We start from the raw sequence: 21,445 nt of genomic DNA on the forward strand, positions 1-21,445 counted from the left end.
CAATGAACAAGTATAACATAACCGGCATGAGTTGTGCCGCATGCCAAAATCGTGTTGAAAAAGCAGTATCAAAGGTAGCAGGTGTTGATAGTGTCTCTGTCAGTCTTTTAACTAATTCCATGCAGGTTGAAGGAAATGTCAATGAAAAGGATATTTTTGATGCAGTAAAAAAAGCAGGTTACGGAATATCATCCGCCGGTGGAAAACGTTCAAAATCCGACTCAACATCTATTGAAGATACCCAGACACCATTAATCAAAAAAAGGCTGATTGCCTCTTTGGTATTACTTATTCCCCTTATGTATATATCAATGGGGCATATGATGTTTGGCTGGCCACTCCCGGCAGTTATTTCAGATAATCACGTGGCAATGGGACTTATACAGTTGCTTATTACTTTATTTATTCTGGTAATTAACCAGAAATTCTTTATTAACGGAATAAAAGGTGTAATAAATAAATCCCCTAACATGGATACTTTAGTTGCCCTTGGTGCCGGTGCATCCTTTATTTACAGTACATGCATACTATTTTTAATGACTGATGCAGTAATGAAAAATAACAATGATTTGGTTATGACTTATATGCATGATTTCTACTTTGAATCTGCTGCAATGATTGTTACCCTTATTACCGTTGGAAAAATGCTGGAATCCTATTCTAAGGGAAAAACCACCAACGCGCTTAAAGGTCTTATGGACTTAGCTCCTAAAACAGCTACAATTATAAAAACAGATGAAAATGGAAATGAATATGTGGAAACCGTATCCATTGAGCAGGTAGAAAAAGGATGTATATTTGTAGTAAGACCGGGTGAGAGTATTCCTGTTGACGGAATTGTAATTGAAGGTGAAAGTGCAGTAGACGAATCGGCAATTACCGGTGAAAGTATACCTGTTGATAAAACATCAGGTTCGGAAGTTACTTCTGCAACAATTAACCGTTCAGGCTTTTTAAAATGCCGTGCCAAAAGAGTAGGTGAAGATACGACTCTTTCCCAAATAATCAATATGGTTAGTGAAGCAGCTTCATCTAAGGCACCAATTGCCAAAATTGCAGATAAAGTATCAGGAATTTTTGTTCCTGTTGTTATTGCCATTGCCCTAGTAACTATTATTGTATGGCTTATTGCAGGAAAAAACATTGGATTTGCCTTAGCAAGGGGTATTTCAGTTCTTGTAATCAGTTGTCCCTGTGCTTTAGGACTTGCAACACCTGTGGCAATAATGGTTGGTAATGGAATTGGTGCTAAAAGCGGTATTTTATTTAAAAACGCCACAGCCCTTGAAAATACAGGCAAAACCAAAATAGTTGCTTTAGACAAAACAGGAACCATTACATCAGGAAAGCCTCAGATTACAGATGTTTTCACAACCAGCGATACATCAAAGGAAAATCTTTTAAATATTGCATTTTCCCTTGAAAGTAAAAGTGAACATCCACTGGCTAAAGCCGTAATAGCATACTGTGAAGAGAACAATTGTGAGAAATCTGACGTGACGGAATTTAGTGCAGTTATTGGTAACGGACTTTTAGGAAAAATACAGGACAAAATATATTACGCCGGAAATGCCAGGTATATTTCCGAAAAAATCAACGTTGACGAAAAATCCTTGTCCCTATCAAAGGAGCTGGCAACTCAGGGAAAAACACCTGTTTTTGTTTCTGATGAAAATATGCTTCTTGGAATTATTGCAATTGCCGACGTTATTAAAGATGAAAGTGCATATGCAGTAAAAGAATTAGAAGATATGGGTATTAATGTTGTAATGATTACCGGAGATAACGAAAACACTGCAAGGGCAATTGGCAAAATAGCTGGTGTAGATAATGTTATTGCCGGTGTTTTACCTCAGGGAAAAGAACGTGTAATTAGTGATTTATCCCAAAAAGGAAATACTCTCATGGTAGGAGACGGAATAAACGATGCCCCTGCCCTCACTAAGGCAGACATAGGCGTAGCTATTGGAGCCGGTACGGACATTGCCATTGATGCCGCAGATATCGTTCTTATGAAAAGTAATTTAAAGGATGTACCTGCTGCAATTAATTTAAGTAAAAAGGTTTTGCAAAACATTCATGAAAACCTTTTCTGGGCATTTATATACAACATAATTGGTATTCCCCTTGCGGCAGGTGTATGGTACCCGATGTTTGGCATAACCCTAAATCCTATGTTTGGTGCAGCTGCCATGAGTTTATCAAGCTTTTGTGTAGTTACCAATGCTTTAAGGCTTAATCTTAAAGATATTTATAAAATCAAAAAAACAAATAAATCAAAAATTAATTTAACGGAGGAAATTAAAATGGATAATTCATTAAAAAAAGAAATGGAAATTGAAGGAATGATGTGTGGTCACTGTGAAGCAACAGTTAAAAATGCTTTAGAAGCAGTAGATGGCGTGGAGGCTGCAGAAGTAAGCCATGAAAAGAACCGTGCCGTTGTAACTCTTAATAAAGAAGTAAGTGATGATATTTTGACAAAAGCAGTAGAGGATAAGGACTATAAAGTAAAATCCGTTAAATAAAAAATGCTTCTAAACAAAATGCCTGTTTACATTTATCGTGTATTTGGTAAAATAATAGCAGTATAATTACGTGAAAAAACAGGTGAATTTATATGGATTGTACAAGATTTCAGGAATTGATAAATGATTTTATTTTCGATAAAATTGATTATTCTGACGATTTAAAAGAATTTTTAGAACATGCAAAAACATGTAAAAGTTGTAACGAAGAGCTTTCTCTTTACTATACCATCCACAGAGGTTTAGGTGATATACCCGCACCGGAGGGCAGTGAGGAAGGTGCGGATACCGAAGAAGAGTTAGACAATATAAAAAGCTTTTATGATGAATACTTTCAACGTCAGAAAACAATGAAAAAAGCCGGAAAAATATCCATAATCATTTTTCTTTTTATGATTTGTTGTACAATTCTTTTTGTTTATTTAAACGAAAATGGCTATATTTAAATTTGGAGGCATAATGAGTAAATTAGTATTAGTTGACGGACACAGCATATTAAACAGGGCATTCTACGGAGTACCTCTTTTTACCAATTCAGAAGGATTACACACCAATGCAGTATTTGGTTTCTTAAATATATTATTTAAATTAATTGATGATGAAAAGCCGGATTATCTGGCTATAGCTTTTGATGTACACCAGCTTACATTCCGACATGAAATGTTTAAGGATTATAAAGGCACAAGAAAGCCTATGCTTCCTGAACTTAGAGAACAGGTACCGGTTATTAAGGAATTACTGCACAAAATGAATATAACAACCATAGAGTTGCCGGGATTTGAAGCTGATGATGTTATTGGAACCATGTCCAAAATAGGGGAAGATGCAGGAATGGATGTATGTGTATTTTCAGGAGACAGGGATTTGCTTCAGCTAGCCTCTGACAAAGTTATGATATGCATCCCTAAAACAAAAAAGGGACAGACTACCGTTGAAAAATATAAAACAGAAGAAGTAAAAGAGCTTTATAAGGTTACTCCTGTTGAATTTATTGATGTTAAGGCATTAATGGGAGATTCTTCCGATAATATACCGGGGGTTCCGGGAATTGGCGAAAAGGGTGCCACAACCATTATTGAACAGTTTGGTTCTATTGAAAATGCCTATGAACACGCAGAAGAAATCAGTAACAAGCGTAATAAAACTGCGTTATTAGAGCATTACGACATGGCACAAATGAGTAAGGTTCTTGCCACAATTAACAGGAAATCACCTGTTGAAACTAAGATTGAGGATTGTGTATTTAAAGATATATACACTGCCGATGCATTAGATATGATAAAACACCTGGAATTTAAAAGCATGATTCCGAGATTTTCAGGAGTTACCTTAGAAAACAAATATGAGGATTCCTTTGTTAAAATTTCCCAGCCTGATAAAGCTGAAGAATTATTTAATAACCTTAAAGCAGCAGATAAAATAGGACTTTATATTTATGGAAACAATGACATTACAGGTATTTCCATATGTAAAGAAGATGATGCAGTTTACTTTTTACCTGTTTTTGGATTTATTACTAAAGAATATCTTATATTCCATATCAGGGATATTGTAAATTCCAATTGCATAATTTCTGTTGCCAATATAAAAGAAAATAACGATATATTTAATAAAACTATTTTAGAAAATGACAAAAATTCTAATCTTTTTGATGTGGAAATAGCGGCATACCTTATTAATCCTTTATCTAACACATATCTTTACGACGATATTGCAAGGGATTATTTAGGAATTACATTACCGTCTATGGAAGAAATTTTTCCTAAAGTAAAAAAAGGTGAGGTATCACCTTATGAAATAGAAGAAAACGTTATTAATTATTGCTGCTACAATGCCCTTGTAAATTATAAGGCTTATGATGTTTTAAAGTCAAAGCTAATTGAAACAGATATGTGGGATGTATATAGCAATATTGAAATTCCATTAACTTATGCCTTATATTCTATGGAAAAATGTGGAATTATGATTAAACCGGAAGAACTAAAGGAATATGGCAACAGATTAAACGGAGACATTAAAATTCTTGAAAAGGAAATATATGACGAAGCAGGTCATGATTTTAATATTAATTCCCCTAAACAGTTAGGAGAAATTCTTTTTGGAGAAATGGGTCTTCCCGGTGGTAAGAAAACCAAAACAGGATATTCTACCTCAGCATCAGTTCTTGAGAAATTAGAGCCGGAGTATCCTTTTGTAAGAAAGATTCTTGAATACAGACAGCTTACAAAGCTTAAATCCACATATGCTGATGGTTTGGCAGTGTATATTGGAGACGACAGCCGTATTCACGGTAAATTTAATCAAACCATAACAGCCACAGGAAGAATCAGCTCCACTGAGCCTAATCTTCAAAACATTCCTGTAAGAATGGCTTTAGGACGGGAAATAAGAAAAGTCTTTGTTCCAAAGGATGATTGTGTATTTTTAGATGCAGATTATTCTCAGATTGAACTTAGAATCCTTGCCCATATGTCTGATGATGAAAATTTAATTGAAGCCTACAGAGAATCAAAGGACATACACGCGGCAACGGCATCTTTAGTATTTCATGTGCCTTTAGATGAAGTTACAAAGACCCAGCGTAGCAATGCCAAAGCAGTTAATTTTGGTATTGTATACGGAATCAGTTCCTTTGGCTTAAGTCAGGATTTGTCAATCAGCAAAAAAGAGGCTGAAAAATATATTGATGACTACTTTAAAAGTTATCCGGGAATTAAGAACTATCTGGATAATTCAGTTAAGGAAGCAAAGGAAAAAGGATATTCAACTACCATGTTCGGAAGAAGAAGACCTATTCCTGAATTAAAAGCCGGAAATTTCATGCAGAGACAATTTGGCGAACGTGTGGCAATGAATTCACCTATTCAGGGAACTGCTGCTGATATTATGAAAATTGCCATGATTAACGTGGAAAGAGAATTAAGGAAGAACAACCTTAAATCAAGAATTGTTTTACAGGTTCATGATGAACTTCTAGTGGAAACATACAAAGATGAAATTTCCACGGTACAGGATATTTTGGTTAAAAACATGGAAGGTGCGGCAAATTTACATGTTCCTTTGGATGTTGATGTTAAAGAAGGCAACAATTGGGACGAGGCACATTAAATACAGAAAGAAGAAACATATGATTATTGGAATAATTGGAGGTGTAGGAAGTGGTAAATCCACTGTTCTTGACTACCTTGAAGAAAAATATAATGCCAACATTATCAAGTCAGATTTAGTGGCAAAAGACATTATGACACCGGGTCATAAGGTATACCATAAAGTTTTAAGTACCTTTCCTGAAGTAAATGATAATGGTAATATTGACAGGACAAAATTGGCTGAAATAGTATTTAATGACAAGGATAAATTAGACCTGTTAAACAACATAACCCATCCGGGAACAATTGATGAAATTAACCGTTTAATAGATATATCAAAATCTGATGTTACGGTAGTTGAGTCAGCCATCCTTATAGGCTCAGGCATTGAAAAACGATGTCATGAGCTTTGGTTTGTTTACTGTGAAAGGGAAGAACGGATAAGAAGACTTATTAGTTCAAGAGGATATTCAAGACAAAAGGCAATTGATATAATAAACAGTCAGCCGGATGATGATGAGTACAATTTCTATGCCGATGAATATATTGATAATTCCTCAACTCCTTCATCCACAATGGAGCAAATTGATTTAATTATGAATAGGGAAATTTGTTAATTTTTTTGTTGACTAATTTTCTTATAAGAGTTAAGATATGTAGCGTGCTACATATCTTTTTTTAGAGTAGGAATATAAATGACTAAAATTCATTTTTAGGATGTGTCCTACCAATTGCCAACACCCACGGTAGAGGCACTACCATATTCATATTATTTAAGGAGGAAATATGGATGAACATTTTGGACCAATCATAAAAAGGATTGATCAGTTATTTAAAATCAGAATGAATCAGAATTTACAGCAGCTAGATATAACTGCAACACAAATGCACGTTTTATTGCATCTGCATTGTAACAGTGGCAATAAAATAACCCAGAAGGATTTAGCAAATCATTTTGAAGTCAAACATTCAACAATGGCAGGAATCCTTAGTCGTCTTAGTGAAAAAAAACTTATTGAAATAACAGTGGATGAAGAAAACAAAAAATTTAAAAATATCACTCTCACAAACAAAGCAATGGAAAAAATTGAATTAATGACATCACAAAGGGATGAAACAGAATCCATTTTGTTAAAAGGCTTTTCATCAGATGAAACTACAAGACTTCGTGCATATCTTGAAAGATTATATAGTAATTTAGTAAGTGGCACAGATATATCTGAACAGGATATTTGCTGCCTGAAAAAAGAATTTGAAAGGAGAAACCATGATTAGAACACTGGGAAAACATATTAAAGGTTATATTACGGCATCAATATTGACACCTCTGTGTATGTTAGCGGAAGTTGTAGTGGAAAATTTCATTCCATTGCTAATGTCTGTTATTATTGATTCCATAGGAACCGGAGATTTAAAGAAAATTTACATTACATCAGCCATAATGCTTTTACTTGCCATTGCAGGTCTCATTACCGGTTTTGGTGGCGGAGTATTCGGTGCTAAGGCTTCAACAGGCTTTGCCAAAAACTTAAGAAAAGCAATGTTTGCAAATATTCAGACATTTAGTTTTTCAAACATTGATAAATTCAGCACCGCAGGTCTTGTTACAAGACTTACAACGGATGTAACCAATATTCAAAATGCTTATCAGATGATACTTAGAATGGCAGTAAGAGCACCTTTTAGCCTTATTGTTGCCATGATTATGGCATTTTCCGTATCACCTAAAATGGCAAGTGTTTATCTTGTAGCAGTTATTATTTTAGGTATTATCCTTGCATTTATTACCGGTGGAGCATTTAAGTATTTCAGTCAGGTATTTAAAAAATACGATGAATTAAATGAAAGTGTACAGGAAAACGTAACTGCCATGCGTGTCGTAAAGGCATATGTAAGGGAAGATTACGAGAGAAAGAAATTCAGCAAGGCAAGCTATAACGTATATAAAATGTTTATAAAGGCTGAGGGAATTGTTTCCCTTAATGCCCCTATTATGATGACTACAGTTTATTCATGTATATTGATAATCAGCTGGCTTAGTGCCCAGGCAATTGTGGCAGGTGGAAATCTTCCTCCAAATCTTACCACAGGAAACTTAACATCTCTTCTTGCATACTGCATGAATATACTTATGAGTCTTATGATGCTTTCAATGGTATTTGTTATGATTACCATGAGTTTATCCAGTGGTAAACGTATTGCAGAAGTTTTAAATGAAAAGGCAGAAATTGTTAATCCGACAAATCCTGATTACGATGTACCTGACGGAAGCATTACATTTAAAAATGTTAATTTCAGATACAATCAAACCAGTGAAAAGCCTATTCTTGAAAATATTAATGTTCATATTAATTCCGGTGAAACAATAGGAATTATGGGAGGAACAGGTAGTGCCAAATCAAGCTTTGTTAATCTTATTAGCAGACTGTATGATATAGAGCCACCTGCAGATGAAAACACCGAAAGTTATCTTTTAGTAGGTGGAAAAGATGTAAAAAGCTATGACCTTGATACCTTGAGACAGGAAGTTAGTGTTGTATTACAAAAGAACGTTCTCTTTTCAGGAAGTATTTTGGATAATTTAAGATGGGGTGATCCTAATGCCACTGAAGAGGAATGTATAAGAGCCTGCAAATTAGCATGTGCAGATGAATTTATTGAAAAAATGCCTGACAAATATAACACCCACATTGAACAGGGTGGAGCTAATGTATCAGGTGGTCAGAAACAACGACTTTGTATTGCCCGCGCATTACTTAAAAAGCCTAAAATTCTTATTTTAGATGACAGCACCAGTGCAGTTGATACTTTAACAGACAGCAGGATAAGAAAGGCATTTAAAGAAGAAATACCTGATACAACTAAAATTATTATTGCCCAGAGAATATCAAGTATTATGGATGCAGACAGAATTATTGTTTTAGATGACGGAAAGATAAATGGTATCGGAACCCATAATGAACTTCTTGAAAATAATGAGATTTACAGAGAGGTTTATATGCAGCAGTCTAACGACAATGGTGATTTTGACAAGAAAGGAGGGGAAGCATAATGGCTCAGGCAAAAGTTGTAAAAGGACCCGGAAGAAGAAATATGGGACCAAGACAAAAAATTGATTATCCTTTCAAAATATTGGGACAGATAATTAAATTTGTTGGAAAGTATTATGGAGTACACCTTGTTATAGTTTTACTTTGTATTATAGGAAGTGTTTTCGCCAATGTTCAGGGAACATGGTTTATGAAGGCTTTAGTTGATGACTACATTCTTCCTATGGTTAAAACCGGAAGTACGGATTTCGCACCTTTAGTGGGAGCTATGACCAAAGTTGCCGGCTTTTATGTTATAGGTATTCTTGCATCACTTATACAGGCGGAACTTATGGTTTTTGTAACCCAGGGTACCCTTAAACACTTAAGGGATGCCATGTTTGACCACATGCAGGGACTTCCAATTAAATATTTTGACACTCACTCCCATGGAGATATTATGTCCATGTATACTAATGACATTGATACATTAAGACAGTTTATAAGTCAGTCTTTCCCTCAAATGTTAAACAGTGCCATTACTATTGTAAGTGTTATTGCATGTATGTTTGCATTAAGTATTCCTCTTACAATTGTTACATTAATTATGATTGCTTTAATATCTTTTGTATCAAAGAAATTAACCGGTCTTTCAGGACGTTATTTTCTTTCCCAGCAAAAGGATATTGGTGCAGTAAACGGCTATATAGAGGAAATGATGGAAGGACAGAAAGTTGTTAAGGTTTTCTGCCATGAGAATCAGGCCATTGATGAATTTAACGAATTAAACGAAAAGTTATATCATTCAGCAAATAATGCCAATAAATTTGCCAATGTTATGGGGCCTTGTAATGCACAGCTTTCCAATGTAAGTTATGTATTATGTGCCTGTATAGGTGCAGTTCTTGCCATTAACGGAATAGCAGGATTTACCATGACTCCCGGAAAACTCATTACCTTTTTAACATATAATAAGCAGTTTGCCCAGCCAATTAATCAGATAACAATGCAGATGAACAGCATTGTTATGGCATTAGCAGGAGCTGACAGAATCTTTAAACTGTTAGCCGAAAAGCCTGAAACTGACGAAGGTTATGTTACATTGGTACGTTCAAAATATGAAAAAGGTGAAATTGTAGAATGTAGCGAAAGAACAGGAACCTGGGCATGGAAGCATTATCATAAAGAAGACGGCACCACAACTTATGTTCCTATGAAAGGTGAAATTGTTTTTGACGGTGTTGATTTTGGCTACAATGATGACAAAATTGTTCTTCATGATGTAAAGCTTTATGCTAATCCGGGACAGAAGCTTGCCTTTGTTGGTTCTACCGGTGCCGGCAAAACAACCATAACTAATTTAATTAACAGATTTTATGATATTCAGGATGGTAAAATCAGATATGACGGAATTAACATAAACAAAATTAAAAAGGCAGATTTAAGACGCTCTCTTGGAATTGTACTTCAGGATACTCATTTATTCTCTGCCACAGTTATGGAAAATATCCGTTATGGTAATCTAGATGCTACAGATGAAGAAGTAATTGCGGCAGCAAAGCTTGCCAATGCTGACAGCTTCATTAGAAGACTTCCTGATGGATATAACACAATGCTAATAGGAGATGGTGGTAATTTATCTCAGGGACAGCGTCAGTTGTTAGCCATAGCCAGAGCAGCAGTTGCTAATCCACCGGCATTAATTCTTGACGAGGCTACGTCCTCCATAGATACAAGAACAGAACGTATAGTTCAGGAAGGAATGGATGCATTAATGAAAGGAAGAACTACCTTTGTTATTGCCCATAGATTATCAACCATCAAAAACAGCGACTGTATTATGGTTCTTGAAAACGGAAGAATTATTGAGAGAGGAAACCATGATGAATTAATGGCACAAAAGGGAACCTATTATCGTCTCCAAACAGGAAGCAGTCAAAGTTAAAAGTTTTATTTTAATACTTTGCGGCATATATTAGTAAAAAATATATGCCGCTTATTTTATGAAGAAAACTTATTGTATCTTTTTAATTTTAGTTTTATCTGTTTTAAATAATTATATATTTTCAGAGATTTTTTCCGCTTACTATGATATTACCGTAAATATTGTAGAATCTGAAAAATTCAGAAATAATAACATTTCAGAAAAAGCTATTACAAATGCTGCTGAAATCGCATCTAATGAGAAATGCACCTTGTCAGATATTCTTACACCCCTTTACGTTTTTAATAACTGCTCCATAAGTAATTTTAGCGAAACCTACAAAGATATTAAAAATATGAAAAAGCAATTTGTCTTTTCACATCCTTACGAATATAAGGAATGCAGTAAAGCCTTAGCTGCAATATATAATGACATTAAGTTTTTTCCTGTTTTAAAAAGCAATTCTTCTGACTACTGGGTTTCATATGATAATTCCTATGGTGCGGACAGAAATTATAATGGCAAATACAAACATGAAGGTATTGATATTATGGCTGAAAATAATGTTAGCGGATACTACCCGGTAATTAGCGTTACTGATGGAGTTGTGGAAAACATGGGTTGGCTTGAAAAGGGAGGATACCGGGTTGGCATAAGAAGTAATTCCTCCGGTTATTTTTATTATGCCCATTTAAGCAGCTACGCAGGGATAAAAAAGGGAGATAAAATTAAAGCCGGAACATTGCTGGGATATATGGGAGATACCGGTTACGGAAAAGTAGAAGGAACTTCCGGGAATTTTGCCGTTCATCTTCATTTTGGAATATATATTGCCACCAAAAATTATTCAGAGCTTAGTGTTAATCCCTATACGGTTTTAAAATACCTTGAGGCTAAAACCCTTGCTGCCGATTATTAACTCTTGTAATAACAACTTTAAAAGTGTAAAATATATAAGAATATTGACTAGAAAGAAGGTACAAAATTATGAATAAAATAAGTACAAACAAAGCTCCGGCAGCTATCGGACCATACTCACAGGCAGTTAAATCAGGAAATCTTTTATTTACATCAGGACAGATTGCCCTTGACCCTGCAACAGGTGAAATCGTAGGTGCAACCATTACCGAGCAGACAGAACAGGTAATGAAGAATTTAGGAGCAATTCTTGAAGAAGCAGGTGTTACATACGAAAATGCCGTAAAAACAGTTTGTTTTTTAGCTGATATGAATGACTTTGCTACATTTAATGAAATCTACGGAAAATATTTTACAGGAAAACCTGCAAGAAGCTGTGTGGCAGTTAAAACCCTTCCAAAGAATGTATTGTGTGAAGTAGAAGTAATTGCAGAAATTTAAAAATTAGGAGTACAATATGACAAAGGATTATATGTTTAACAATAACTTAGAAATATCGTCTTTTAACGGAGAAGGCTACCTTCCCCTTATTGATTTTGAAAGCTGGCGTGTTGCTGAGCTTAGATATTGTGAAGAATTAGAAGTGGATAAACTAAAGGATATGCAAAAGCATAATGAATCTGACGAAGTGTTTATCTTACTAAATGGAGATTTTACGTTGTTTTTAGGTGGACAAGGTTCTGAAATCGGTAAAATAGAAGCCATAAAACTTGAGCCCTTAAAGCTTTACAATGTAAAAAAAGGTACATTTCACACCCACACCCCTGAAAAAAACTGTACTGTTCTTATTGTTGAAAATAGGAATACCTGCGATGATAATTCGCCAAAGGTCAAACTTACCAAAGAACAGAAAAAAGTTATTGAAACTCTTTACAGGGATTTAAATTAATTTTGCGAGGTTTTTAATGAGATTAGACAAATACCTTACAAATCAGGGAATCGGTTCAAGAAGTCAGGTTAAGGAATTGATAAAATCAAAAAAAGTATTTGTGAATAATGTTTTGGAAAATAAACCTGAAAGACATATTGACGAAAATAATGATATAGTTTCCCTTGACGGAGTAAATTTAGAATATAACAAATTTTACTATTATATGTTAAACAAACCTCCGGGAGTCCTTACGGCAGTAAAGGATAATAATTACAAAACCGTTATGGATATTATGGATGTAACTCCTAAAGAAGGACTTTTCCCGGTTGGTCGTTTAGATAAGGATACCGAAGGGTTGTTACTAATTACTAATGACGGTGAATTATCCCACAATCTGTTATCTCCCAAAAAACATGTAAATAAAACATATTACGTGGAATTAAACGGTGAATTAATAGACAGCGATATAGATTTGTTTGCTAAAGGACTGGATATTGGTGAAAAAAATATTACTAAACCTGCTAAGTTAGAGATTCTTTCTGGTAGAAACAGGGCATATATAACCATAACTGAAGGAAAATATCATCAGGTTAAGCGAATGTTTCAGGCAATTGGTCTTACAGTTACATTCCTAAAAAGAATTTCCATGGGTTCTCTTATATTGGATAAAAACTTAAAGTCCGGAGGATACAGGAAACTAACTGAAGAAGAAATTAGCAACTTAAAATCAAACTAAAACAATAGGTAAGAATGTATGCAGGAAATTATTATTGGCAAAAATGAAGTCGGACAGCGATTTGATAAGTTTCTTTTTAAATTTTTCAAAGAAGCACCGGGAAGTTTCATTTATAAAATGCTTCGTAAAAAAAATATAGTTTTAAATAACAAAAAAGCTAATGGTAAAGAGAAATTAAATATTAACGACAGTGTGAAAATCTATATGACAGATGACACCATTGATAAGTTTACAGGGAAAGGAAACAGCAGTGCTTTAACTCTTCCCCATTTTTCATTAGATATTGTATATGAAGATGAAAATGTTATCATTGTAAATAAGCCATCAGGAATTTTAAGCCAAAAAGCCCAAAAAGACGACATTTCAATTAATGAATATATTATTTCGTACCTTATTGAAACTAAAAGTCTGTCGGCTACCCAACTAAAGACCTTTAAACCAGGAGTCTGTAACCGTCTTGACCGTAATACCAGCGGATTAATTATAGCCGGAAAATCTTTAATCGGGCTACAGACAATGTCTGAAATTATAAAAAAACGTTCCATGGACAAGTTTTATTTAACACTGGTTTCAGGTTACCTTGATAAAACCACAACTATAAAGGGTTATTTAAAAAAAGACAAAAAAACTAACAAGGTTACTATTTCAAACAAAGAAACACCTGATGGAAAGTATATTGAAACAAAGTATGAGCCTATTGGTTTTGGAGAAAACCTTACATTATTAAAAGTAAAACTTGTAACAGGACGCGCCCACCAGATACGTGCCCATTTATCTTCAATTGGTCACGGAATCATTGGTGATTACAAATATGGAAATAAAAAAATTAATGATATATACAAAGAAAAATATGGATTAAAGGATCAGCTTCTACATTCATGGATAATGAATTTTCCCGAAATCAAAGGAGCTTTATGTGATTTATCCCAGCAAACGATAAAGGCAGCTGTTCCTGAAATTTTCAAAAAAATAATTGATGAAAATATTCAAACACCAACGGAGGTTTAAATGGGAACATGGTCGTCAAGAGGGCTTCGTGGCTCAACCCTTGAAGATATGATAAATATGACAAATGAACACTACAGGCAGCAGAAGCTTGCATTAATTCAGAAAATTCCCACACCCATTACTCCTGTTGAAATTGACCAAAGCACAAGGCATATTACATTGGCGTATTTTGAGAAGCAAAGTACCGTTGATTACATAGGAGCCGTACAGGGAATACCTGTTTGTTTTGATGCAAAGGAATGTGCCGTTAAAACCTTTCCTATAATGAACATTCATGAACATCAGGTTAAATTCATGGAAGATTTTGAAAAACAGGGTGGAATTTCCTTTATTCTGTTATTTTTTAGTAGTTTAAATGAAACTTACTATATACCCTTTAAAGATATCAAATTTTTCTATGAAAGAAGCTTAAACGGTGGCAGGAAAAGTTTTACATATGATGAAATAGATAAAAATTACAAAATTAATTCCACATCAGGAGCTGTTGTTCATTATCTTGAAGGAATAAAAAGAGATTTACAAAACAGATAATCCAAATATTGACAAGAAATGTAAATTAGTGTAATATAATTTCATTCTGGTAATAAGGTAGTGAATTACTACTTTAATTCGTTAAAGCGATTGACTAAATATTTTAGGAGGTACTATGGAAAAGGTATTATTACATACACCGGTGGGAGTCAGGGACATTTACAGTAAGGAATGTGCCATAAAAATGACAGTTGAAAACAAAATAAACAATTTATTTAATTTATATGGATTTCATAATATTCAAACACCAACCTTTGAATTTTTTGATATATTTAGTAAGGAGAGAGGATCTGTTGCCTCTAAAAATATGTACAAGTTTTTTGACAGGGAAGGAAACACTCTTGTATTAAGACCTGACGTTACTCCTTCCATTGCAAGACTTGCAGCAAAGTATTATATGGATGTTAATGTTCCAATTAAATTGTGCTACAATGCCAACACATACATTAACAATTCCGAACTTCAGGGAAAGTTAAAAGAAATTACACAGCTTGGCTGTGAGCTGATAAATGATGATTCCGTAGAGGCGGATGCAGAAATGATTGCCTTAGTTGTGGAATCCTTAAAAGCCGCTGGATTAGAGGAGTTTTTAGTTGAAATCGGTCATGTGGATTTCTATAACGGAATACTTCAGGACTGTGGTTTGGATGCAGAAACGGAAAATGAAATTAATAACTACATTCAAAACAAAAATGATTTTGGTGTTGAAGAAATTTTAAACCGTGAGGGTGTAACAGGTGAAGCAAAGGAAGCAATGCTTAAATTACCGGAGCTGTTTGGTTCTGTGGAAGTATTAGATAANNNTGGTTCTGTGGAAGTATTAGATAAGGCACAGCAGCTCACTTCAAATAAAACTGCTTTAGATGCCATTAAGCGTCTTAAATCCCTTTATTCTATTTTAGAAGATTATGGGGTATCAAAATATATAAGCTTTGATTTAGGTACATCCAGCAATTACGGATACTATACCGGAATTATTTTTAAAGGATATACCTATGGAACCGGCGACAAAATCGTTGCGGGAGGCCGATATGACAAATTACTGTCACAGTTTGGAAAAAATGCAGCTTCCATTGGTTTTGCCATTTATATGGACCAGATAATGGTAGCCTTAAATGCCAAATCATATACCGGAAAAACCGATTATGAATATCAGGTTATTATATATGAACCGGCATTTAGAAAATCTGCACTATCTTTAGCAGAGGTTTTAAGAAATAACGGCATAAAAACAGAGCTTATTCCAAAAAAGCCGGATATTGCCATTGAGGAATACGTTAATTTCAAGAAAGAGGACGGTGCATCAAAGATTACATATGTTTCTAATGATGGTGCCGTGGAATTGTAGGTGACAACATGAGATATTTAACATTTGCATTAGCTAAAGGACGTCTGGCAAAAACAGCCATGAAAATGTTTGAAGATATTGGGATTGAATGTGAGGAGATGAAAGATGAAAAAACACGAAAGCTTATTTTTGTAAATGAAGATTTAAAGCTTCGCTTTTTCCTTGCCAAGGCAAGTGATGTTCCAACTTATGTGGAATACGGTGCTGCCGATATTGGAATTGTAGGAAAAGACACAATTTTAGAAGAAGACAGAAAATTATATGAAGTACTTGATTTAGGATTTGGAAAGTGCCGCATGTGTGTATGTGGTCCTAAATCTGCCAGGGAGCTTTTAAAAGACCACGAAATGATACGTGTGGCTTCAAAGTATCCCAAAATTGCAAAGGATTATTTCTATAACAAAAAATATCAGACTGTTGAAATAATTAAATTAAACGGTTCTGTTGAGTTAGCTCCTATTGTAGGTTTATCAGAGGTTATTGTTGATATTGTGGAAACAGGAACTACCTTAAAAGAAAACGGTCTTGAAGTATTAGAAGAAGTTTGTCCATTATCAGCCAGAATGGTAGTAAATCAGGTAAGCATGAAAATGGAAGACGAACGAATCAGAAAAATTATTTCAGATTTAAAGCAAAATATAAATCTTTAGGAGGCAACCATGAGAATAGTTAAATTAGATGACACATCAAAAAAGAATATTTTAAACGACCTTTTAAAAAGGAGCCCAAATAATTATGATAAATATGCCGACAGTGTAAATGAAATCCTTCAAAATGTTAAGGAAAACGGTAACAAGGCATTATTTGATTACACATTAAAATTTGACAAAGCTGACATTTCAGCAGAAAACATTAAAGTTACTAAGGAAGAAATTGAAGAAGCTTATAATTCTTTGGAAAACCCTGAATTAGTGGATATTATTAAAAAATCCCTAAAAAATATTAAAGACTATCATGAAAAACAAAAGCAGTACAGCTGGTTTGATTCCAAAACAGATGGTTCAATTTTAGGTCAGAAGGTTACTGCCTTAGCCCGTGTTGGTGTTTATGTACCGGGAGGTAAGGCTGCTTATCCGTCATCTGTACTTATGAACGTTATTCCGGCAAAGGTTGCAGGGGTAGATGAAATAGTTATGGTTACACCTCCGGGAAAGGATGGAAAAGTTAATCCTAATACATTAGTTGCAGCTAACGAAGCAGGAGTAGATGTAATATATAAAGTAGGCGGTGCTCAGGCAATTGCAGCTCTTGCTTACGGAACCGAATCCATCAAGAAAGTAGACAAGATTGTAGGACCGGGAAATATTTACGTAGCCCTTGCCAAAAAAGCTGTTTTTGGTTATGTAAGCATTGATTCTGTTGCAGGTCCAAGTGAAATAATGGTTATAGCTGATGAAAGTGCCAATCCACGATATGTGGCTGCTGATCTTTTATCTCAGGCAGAACATGACGAACTTGCTTCAGCTATTTTAGTAACTACCAGCACTGAACTTGCTAATGAAGTTTCAAAGTGGGTTGACTTCTTTGTTTCAAAATTAAAAAGAAATGAAATTTTAACTAAATCATTAGAAAATTACGGATATATACTTGTTGCAGATAATATGGAAGATGTGATAGATATCGCTAATGAAATTGCATCTGAGCATTTAGAGATTTTAACAACAAATCCATTTGACACAATGACAAGAGTTAGAAATGCAGGAGCTATTTTCCTTGGAGAATACAGTTCCGAACCTCTTGGAGACTATTTTGCAGGTCCAAACCACGTACTTCCAACTAATGGTACGGCAAAATTCTTCTCACCACTTAGTGTTGATGATTTCATAAAAAAATCAAGCATAATCAGTTTTTCAAGAGAAGCCCTTATGCCTCTTAGTGATGATATTCAAAAATTTGCCAAGGCTGAAGGACTTACAGCTCATGCTAACTCCATAAGAGTAAGATTTGAGGAAGATGACAACAACTGTCAGTAAAAGGGAGGATATTATGACAAGAACAGGCGATTGTGTAAGAAATACCAGCGAAACCCAGATAGAAGTATCCATAAATCTTGATGGTACTGGAAAATCTGAAGTCAACACAGGCATTGGTTTCTTTGACCATATGCTTATTAGCTTTGCAAAACACGGATTATTTGATTTAACTGTTAAAGTTACAGGAGATTTATATGTGGATTGTCACCATACAATAGAAGATACCGGCATTGCCCTTGGTATAGCCATTAGAAAGGCATTAGGAGACAAAAAATCCATAAGAAGATACGGACATACCATTCTTCCAATGGATGAGTCCCTTGTATTGTGTGCCCTTGATTTGTCAGGAAGACCTTATCTTGTTTTTAATGTAGATTTTACAACTGACAGGGTAGGATATTTTGACACTGAAATGGTTAAGGAATTTTTCCACGCAATTACCTATGCCGTAGGAATGAATCTTCATATAAAAATGCTTGAAAGTGGTAATAACCACCATATGATTGAAGGTATTTTTAAGGCTTTCGCTAAAGCCCTTGATCAGGCAACATTAACCGATAGCAGAATAAATGATGTTTTATCCACGAAAGGAACACTATAATGAACCAAATAAAATTAATACCAACAATATATTTATATAAAGGAAAAGCCGTAGATGAAGGCGGTGCAACGCTGTTAGGCGACGGAGATGCCGTAAGAATTGCCTTATGCTTTGACAGTAACGGAGCTGACGAAATTCTTATTTATGATATTTCCTCTACCGACAGGGAACATGAAGCCAATATCAGTACCATAATTAACATTGCAGACAATGTTGACATTCCAATGCTTGTAGGCGGAAATGTAAAAAGATTAGAAGATGTAAAGAAATATATATATACAGGAGCTAAAAAAGCAATATTATCATTAAAAAATAATCAGGAGCTTATTAAAGAGGCCTCTGAGCGCTTTGGCAGTGAAAATATATCAATTTTGCTAGATACTGATATTGAAAAATTATCATGCAACAAAGGACTTTATTCTTTAGTGATTTCAGACAAAGTAATAGCTACAGATGACGAAGTATTACTTACTAATTGTAATGATGTATATAATCTTACACCTGATAATTCACTCTATGGTGTTTCTTCAGATATCTTTAATGAAAACTTTGACTTTATGGAATTAAAGCACAAGCTAAAGGAGAGTGGATTAGCTGTAAACACTTTTGAAACTGACATGAAGTTTTCTGATTTTAAAACCAACAGTGACGGAATGATTCCTGTTATTGTTCAGGATTACAAAACCAGTCAGGTTCTTATGTTAGCATACATGAACGAAGAAGCCTTTAATTTAACCATAAAAACCGGTCGTATGACATATTTTAGCAGAAGCCGTAATGAACTGTGGGTTAAAGGTGAAACCTCCGGACATTATCAGTTTGTAAAAGAATTATCCATGGATTGTGATTTAGATACAATGCTTGCTAAAGTAAGACAAATAGGTGTTCCGTGCCACACAGGGGCAGATACCTGCTTCTTTAACAATCTTGTAAAAAAAGAATATGACAACACAAATCCCATAAAAGTTTTTGAGGATGTGTATAACGTAATTCTTGACAGAAAGAAAAATCCAAAGGAAGGCTCCTATACCAACTATCTTTTTGATAAAGGAATAGATAAAATTCTTAAAAAAGTAGGAGAAGAGGCCACTGAAATAGTAATAGCCGCCAAAAATCCTGATCCACAGGAAGTTAAATATGAAATTTCTGACTTTTTGTACCATGTAATGGTATTAATGGCAGAAAAAGGCGTAACCTGGAAAGAAATTACAAAGGAACTTTCCAGACGATAAAAATTTATCCAAATGTGTCGTAAACCCCCTTGCTTTAGCTATGGGGATATAAGACATGTCCATCGAATTTACGCAAGTAAATGAAGATGGACAAATATATGATTGTATTAACTTTAAAATGGTAGTATAATACAGGCATGAATACAACATATAAATCCAATAACAATGTCGTCTATTCCTGCAAATACCATGTGGTATGGTGTCCAAAGTATAGGCGAAAAGTATTAATTAATGGTGTGGATGTCAGATTAAAGGAATTACTCCTTGAGCATGCCATAAATCTTTCTGTAGACATTCTGGAAATGGAAATAATGCCAGATCATGTACACATACTGATGGAAGTAGACCCGCAATTTGGTATCCACAAAGCAGTAAAGTCCTTAAAAGGATATACTTCCAGAATTTTAAGAGAAGAATTTCCGTATCTCAGAACAAAAATGCCAACTCTTTGGACAAACAGCTATTTTGTATCTACAGTGGGTGGTGCTCCACTGGAAATAATCAGGCAGTATATTGAAAATCAGAAAACATCGCAAAGACAAAAAGGTAAAATGGGATAATGCAAAAAGGTATCAAATTTAGAATCTACCCTAACAGGGAACAGCAGAATTTAATCAATCAGACTCTTGGCTGTTGCAGACTAATCTACAACAAGGGACTTGCCATGCGTAATGAAGCCTTTAGGAACGGAAGTAAAATAGGCTATTCCCAGACTTCCGCAATGCTGACGGAACTTAAAAAGTGTGAAGATTTTGCTTTCCTGAAAGTGGTGGATTCTATTGCGTTACAACAGTCTTTGCGTGACCTCGACAGAGGGTTTGTAAACTTTTTTCAGAAACGTGCAGCACACCCAACATTCAAAAGTAAACACAATCACCACCAGTCATACAGGACCGTAAACCAGGGTGGTAAAATCCGTATTGCAGGTAAATACATCAAACTCCCTAAACTTGGCTATGTCAGAATACGTCAGTCCATGGAAGTTGGAAAAATCAAAAATGTAACGATTGAGCATACTCCTGCAGGCAGGTATTTTGCGGTTCTTAACGTGGAATTTGAACCACAGCCAAGACCGAACAATGGTGGTTGTATAGGCATTGATGTAGGTATTAAAGAGTTTTACTCAGACAGTAACGGAAGTAGTGTGTCAAATCCGAAATATCTTGAAAAATCAATGCGTAAACTGATCCGTGAACAGCGTAAGCTGTCAAGAAAACAGAAAAACTCCAATAACCGCAACAGACAGCGTATTAAGGTTGCCTTAGTCCACGAAAGGATTACAAACCAGAGAAATGACTTCCTGCAGAAACAGTCTACCATGCTGATTCGTGAAAACCAAACAATCTGCATCGAAGATTTGAAAGTAAAAAATATGATGCGTAATCATAAACTGGCACAGCACATCGGTTCAGCATCATGGAGTAAGTTTTTTGATATGCTTGCATACAAGTCTGTCTGGTATGGGAATGATGTAATCAAAGTGCCAACACTTTACCCGAGCAGCCAGACCTGTTCTTGCTGTGGGTATAAAAACCCATTAATAAAAAATCTTGCAGTCCGTGAATGGGAGTGCCCGTATTGTCATGCTGTACATAACAGGGATACTAATGCAAGTATAAATATTTTGAATAAAGGACTGCAAATGCAGTCAGCATAA

20 protein-coding genes are annotated in these 21,445 nt (G+C 34.9%); all 20 read left to right on the forward strand.

Features of this window, described 5'->3' with window-relative positions; translation table 11 throughout:
- The first annotated feature begins 2 nt into the window (after window positions 1–2).
- Window positions 3–2,528: a heavy metal translocating P-type ATPase gene (locus Q5O30_RS06855; RefSeq protein WP_021953010.1), complete on the forward strand. Its 2,526-nt coding sequence runs from the start codon at window positions 3–5 to the stop codon at window positions 2,526–2,528.
- Window positions 2,529–2,620: 92 nt separating this feature from the next.
- On the forward strand, window positions 2,621–2,974 hold the full coding sequence (locus Q5O30_RS06860) for a zf-HC2 domain-containing protein (RefSeq protein ID WP_021953011.1): 354 nt from the start codon (window positions 2,621–2,623) through the stop codon (window positions 2,972–2,974).
- 13 nt (window positions 2,975–2,987) lie between these two features.
- Window positions 2,988–5,636 carry a DNA polymerase I gene (gene polA, locus Q5O30_RS06865; RefSeq protein ID WP_021953012.1) on the forward strand — a complete coding sequence of 883 codons (2,649 nt, stop codon included), beginning with the start codon at window positions 2,988–2,990 and terminating at the stop codon, window positions 5,634–5,636.
- Window positions 5,637–5,655: 19 nt separating this feature from the next.
- A complete protein-coding gene (coaE, locus tag Q5O30_RS06870) occupies window positions 5,656–6,234 on the forward strand; it encodes a dephospho-CoA kinase (protein WP_302674631.1) in 579 nt (192 codons plus the stop codon).
- A 169-nt stretch (window positions 6,235–6,403) separates the two neighbouring features.
- Window positions 6,404–6,892, forward strand: coding sequence for a MarR family winged helix-turn-helix transcriptional regulator (locus tag Q5O30_RS06875; RefSeq protein WP_021953014.1), 489 nt, complete (start codon window positions 6,404–6,406; stop codon window positions 6,890–6,892).
- Complete coding sequence (locus tag Q5O30_RS06880) at window positions 6,885–8,669, forward strand: ABC transporter ATP-binding protein (protein ID WP_021953015.1); 1,785 nt, start codon at window positions 6,885–6,887, stop codon at window positions 8,667–8,669. The genes Q5O30_RS06875 and Q5O30_RS06880 overlap by 8 nt, the downstream gene beginning before the upstream one ends.
- Window positions 8,669–10,591 carry an ABC transporter ATP-binding protein gene (locus Q5O30_RS06885; protein WP_021953016.1) on the forward strand — a complete coding sequence of 641 codons (1,923 nt, stop codon included), beginning with the start codon at window positions 8,669–8,671 and terminating at the stop codon, window positions 10,589–10,591. Before Q5O30_RS06880 ends, Q5O30_RS06885 begins: the two co-directional genes overlap by 1 nt.
- 58 nt (window positions 10,592–10,649) lie before the next feature.
- Entirely contained in the window at window positions 10,650–11,489 is an 840-nt protein-coding gene (locus tag Q5O30_RS06890; RefSeq protein ID WP_021953017.1) for a M23 family metallopeptidase, read from the forward strand.
- Between the two features lie 68 nt (window positions 11,490–11,557).
- On the forward strand, window positions 11,558–11,929 hold the full coding sequence (locus Q5O30_RS06895) for a RidA family protein (protein WP_021953018.1): 372 nt from the start codon (window positions 11,558–11,560) through the stop codon (window positions 11,927–11,929).
- A gap of 16 nt (window positions 11,930–11,945) precedes the next feature.
- Complete coding sequence (locus Q5O30_RS06900) at window positions 11,946–12,377, forward strand: hypothetical protein (protein WP_021953019.1); 432 nt, start codon at window positions 11,946–11,948, stop codon at window positions 12,375–12,377.
- Window positions 12,378–12,393: 16 nt separating this feature from the next.
- On the forward strand, window positions 12,394–13,095 hold the full coding sequence (locus tag Q5O30_RS06905) for a pseudouridine synthase (RefSeq protein WP_021953020.1): 702 nt from the start codon (window positions 12,394–12,396) through the stop codon (window positions 13,093–13,095).
- 18 nt (window positions 13,096–13,113) lie between these two features.
- Entirely contained in the window at window positions 13,114–14,103 is a 990-nt protein-coding gene (locus tag Q5O30_RS06910) for an RluA family pseudouridine synthase (protein WP_021953021.1), read from the forward strand.
- Window positions 14,104–14,634 (forward strand): Holliday junction resolvase RecU, encoded by a 531-nt coding sequence (locus Q5O30_RS06915; RefSeq protein WP_021953022.1) that lies wholly within the window; start codon window positions 14,104–14,106, stop codon window positions 14,632–14,634.
- Between the two features lie 115 nt (window positions 14,635–14,749).
- Complete coding sequence (gene hisZ, locus Q5O30_RS06920) at window positions 14,750–15,982, forward strand: ATP phosphoribosyltransferase regulatory subunit (protein WP_021953023.1); 1,233 nt, start codon at window positions 14,750–14,752, stop codon at window positions 15,980–15,982.
- Window positions 15,983–15,990: 8 nt separating this feature from the next.
- On the forward strand, window positions 15,991–16,632 hold the full coding sequence (gene hisG, locus Q5O30_RS06925) for an ATP phosphoribosyltransferase (protein WP_021953024.1): 642 nt from the start codon (window positions 15,991–15,993) through the stop codon (window positions 16,630–16,632).
- Window positions 16,633–16,641: 9 nt separating this feature from the next.
- A complete protein-coding gene (gene hisD / locus Q5O30_RS06930; RefSeq protein ID WP_021953025.1) occupies window positions 16,642–17,955 on the forward strand; it encodes a histidinol dehydrogenase in 1,314 nt (437 codons plus the stop codon).
- A 13-nt stretch (window positions 17,956–17,968) separates the two neighbouring features.
- The gene (hisB, locus tag Q5O30_RS06935; protein WP_021953026.1) at window positions 17,969–18,556 is read left to right on the forward strand and encodes an imidazoleglycerol-phosphate dehydratase HisB; all 588 of its coding nucleotides are present in this window, start codon (window positions 17,969–17,971) and stop codon (window positions 18,554–18,556) included.
- Entirely contained in the window at window positions 18,556–19,788 is a 1,233-nt protein-coding gene (gene hisIE / locus Q5O30_RS06940) for a bifunctional phosphoribosyl-AMP cyclohydrolase/phosphoribosyl-ATP diphosphatase HisIE (protein WP_021953027.1), read from the forward strand. Before hisB ends, hisIE begins: the two co-directional genes overlap by 1 nt.
- A 137-nt stretch (window positions 19,789–19,925) precedes the next feature.
- Window positions 19,926–20,348 (forward strand): IS200/IS605 family transposase, encoded by a 423-nt coding sequence (gene tnpA / locus Q5O30_RS06945; RefSeq protein WP_021953028.1) that lies wholly within the window; start codon window positions 19,926–19,928, stop codon window positions 20,346–20,348.
- Window positions 20,348–21,445 carry an IS200/IS605 family element RNA-guided endonuclease TnpB gene (tnpB, locus tag Q5O30_RS06950; RefSeq protein ID WP_021953029.1) on the forward strand — a complete coding sequence of 366 codons (1,098 nt, stop codon included), beginning with the start codon at window positions 20,348–20,350 and terminating at the stop codon, window positions 21,443–21,445. The genes tnpA and tnpB overlap by 1 nt, the downstream gene beginning before the upstream one ends.

It is taken from the genome of Eubacterium sp. CAG:161, from assembly GCF_000432355.1.
Lineage (GTDB): Bacteria > Bacillota > Clostridia > Lachnospirales > Lachnospiraceae > Eubacterium_G > Eubacterium_G segne.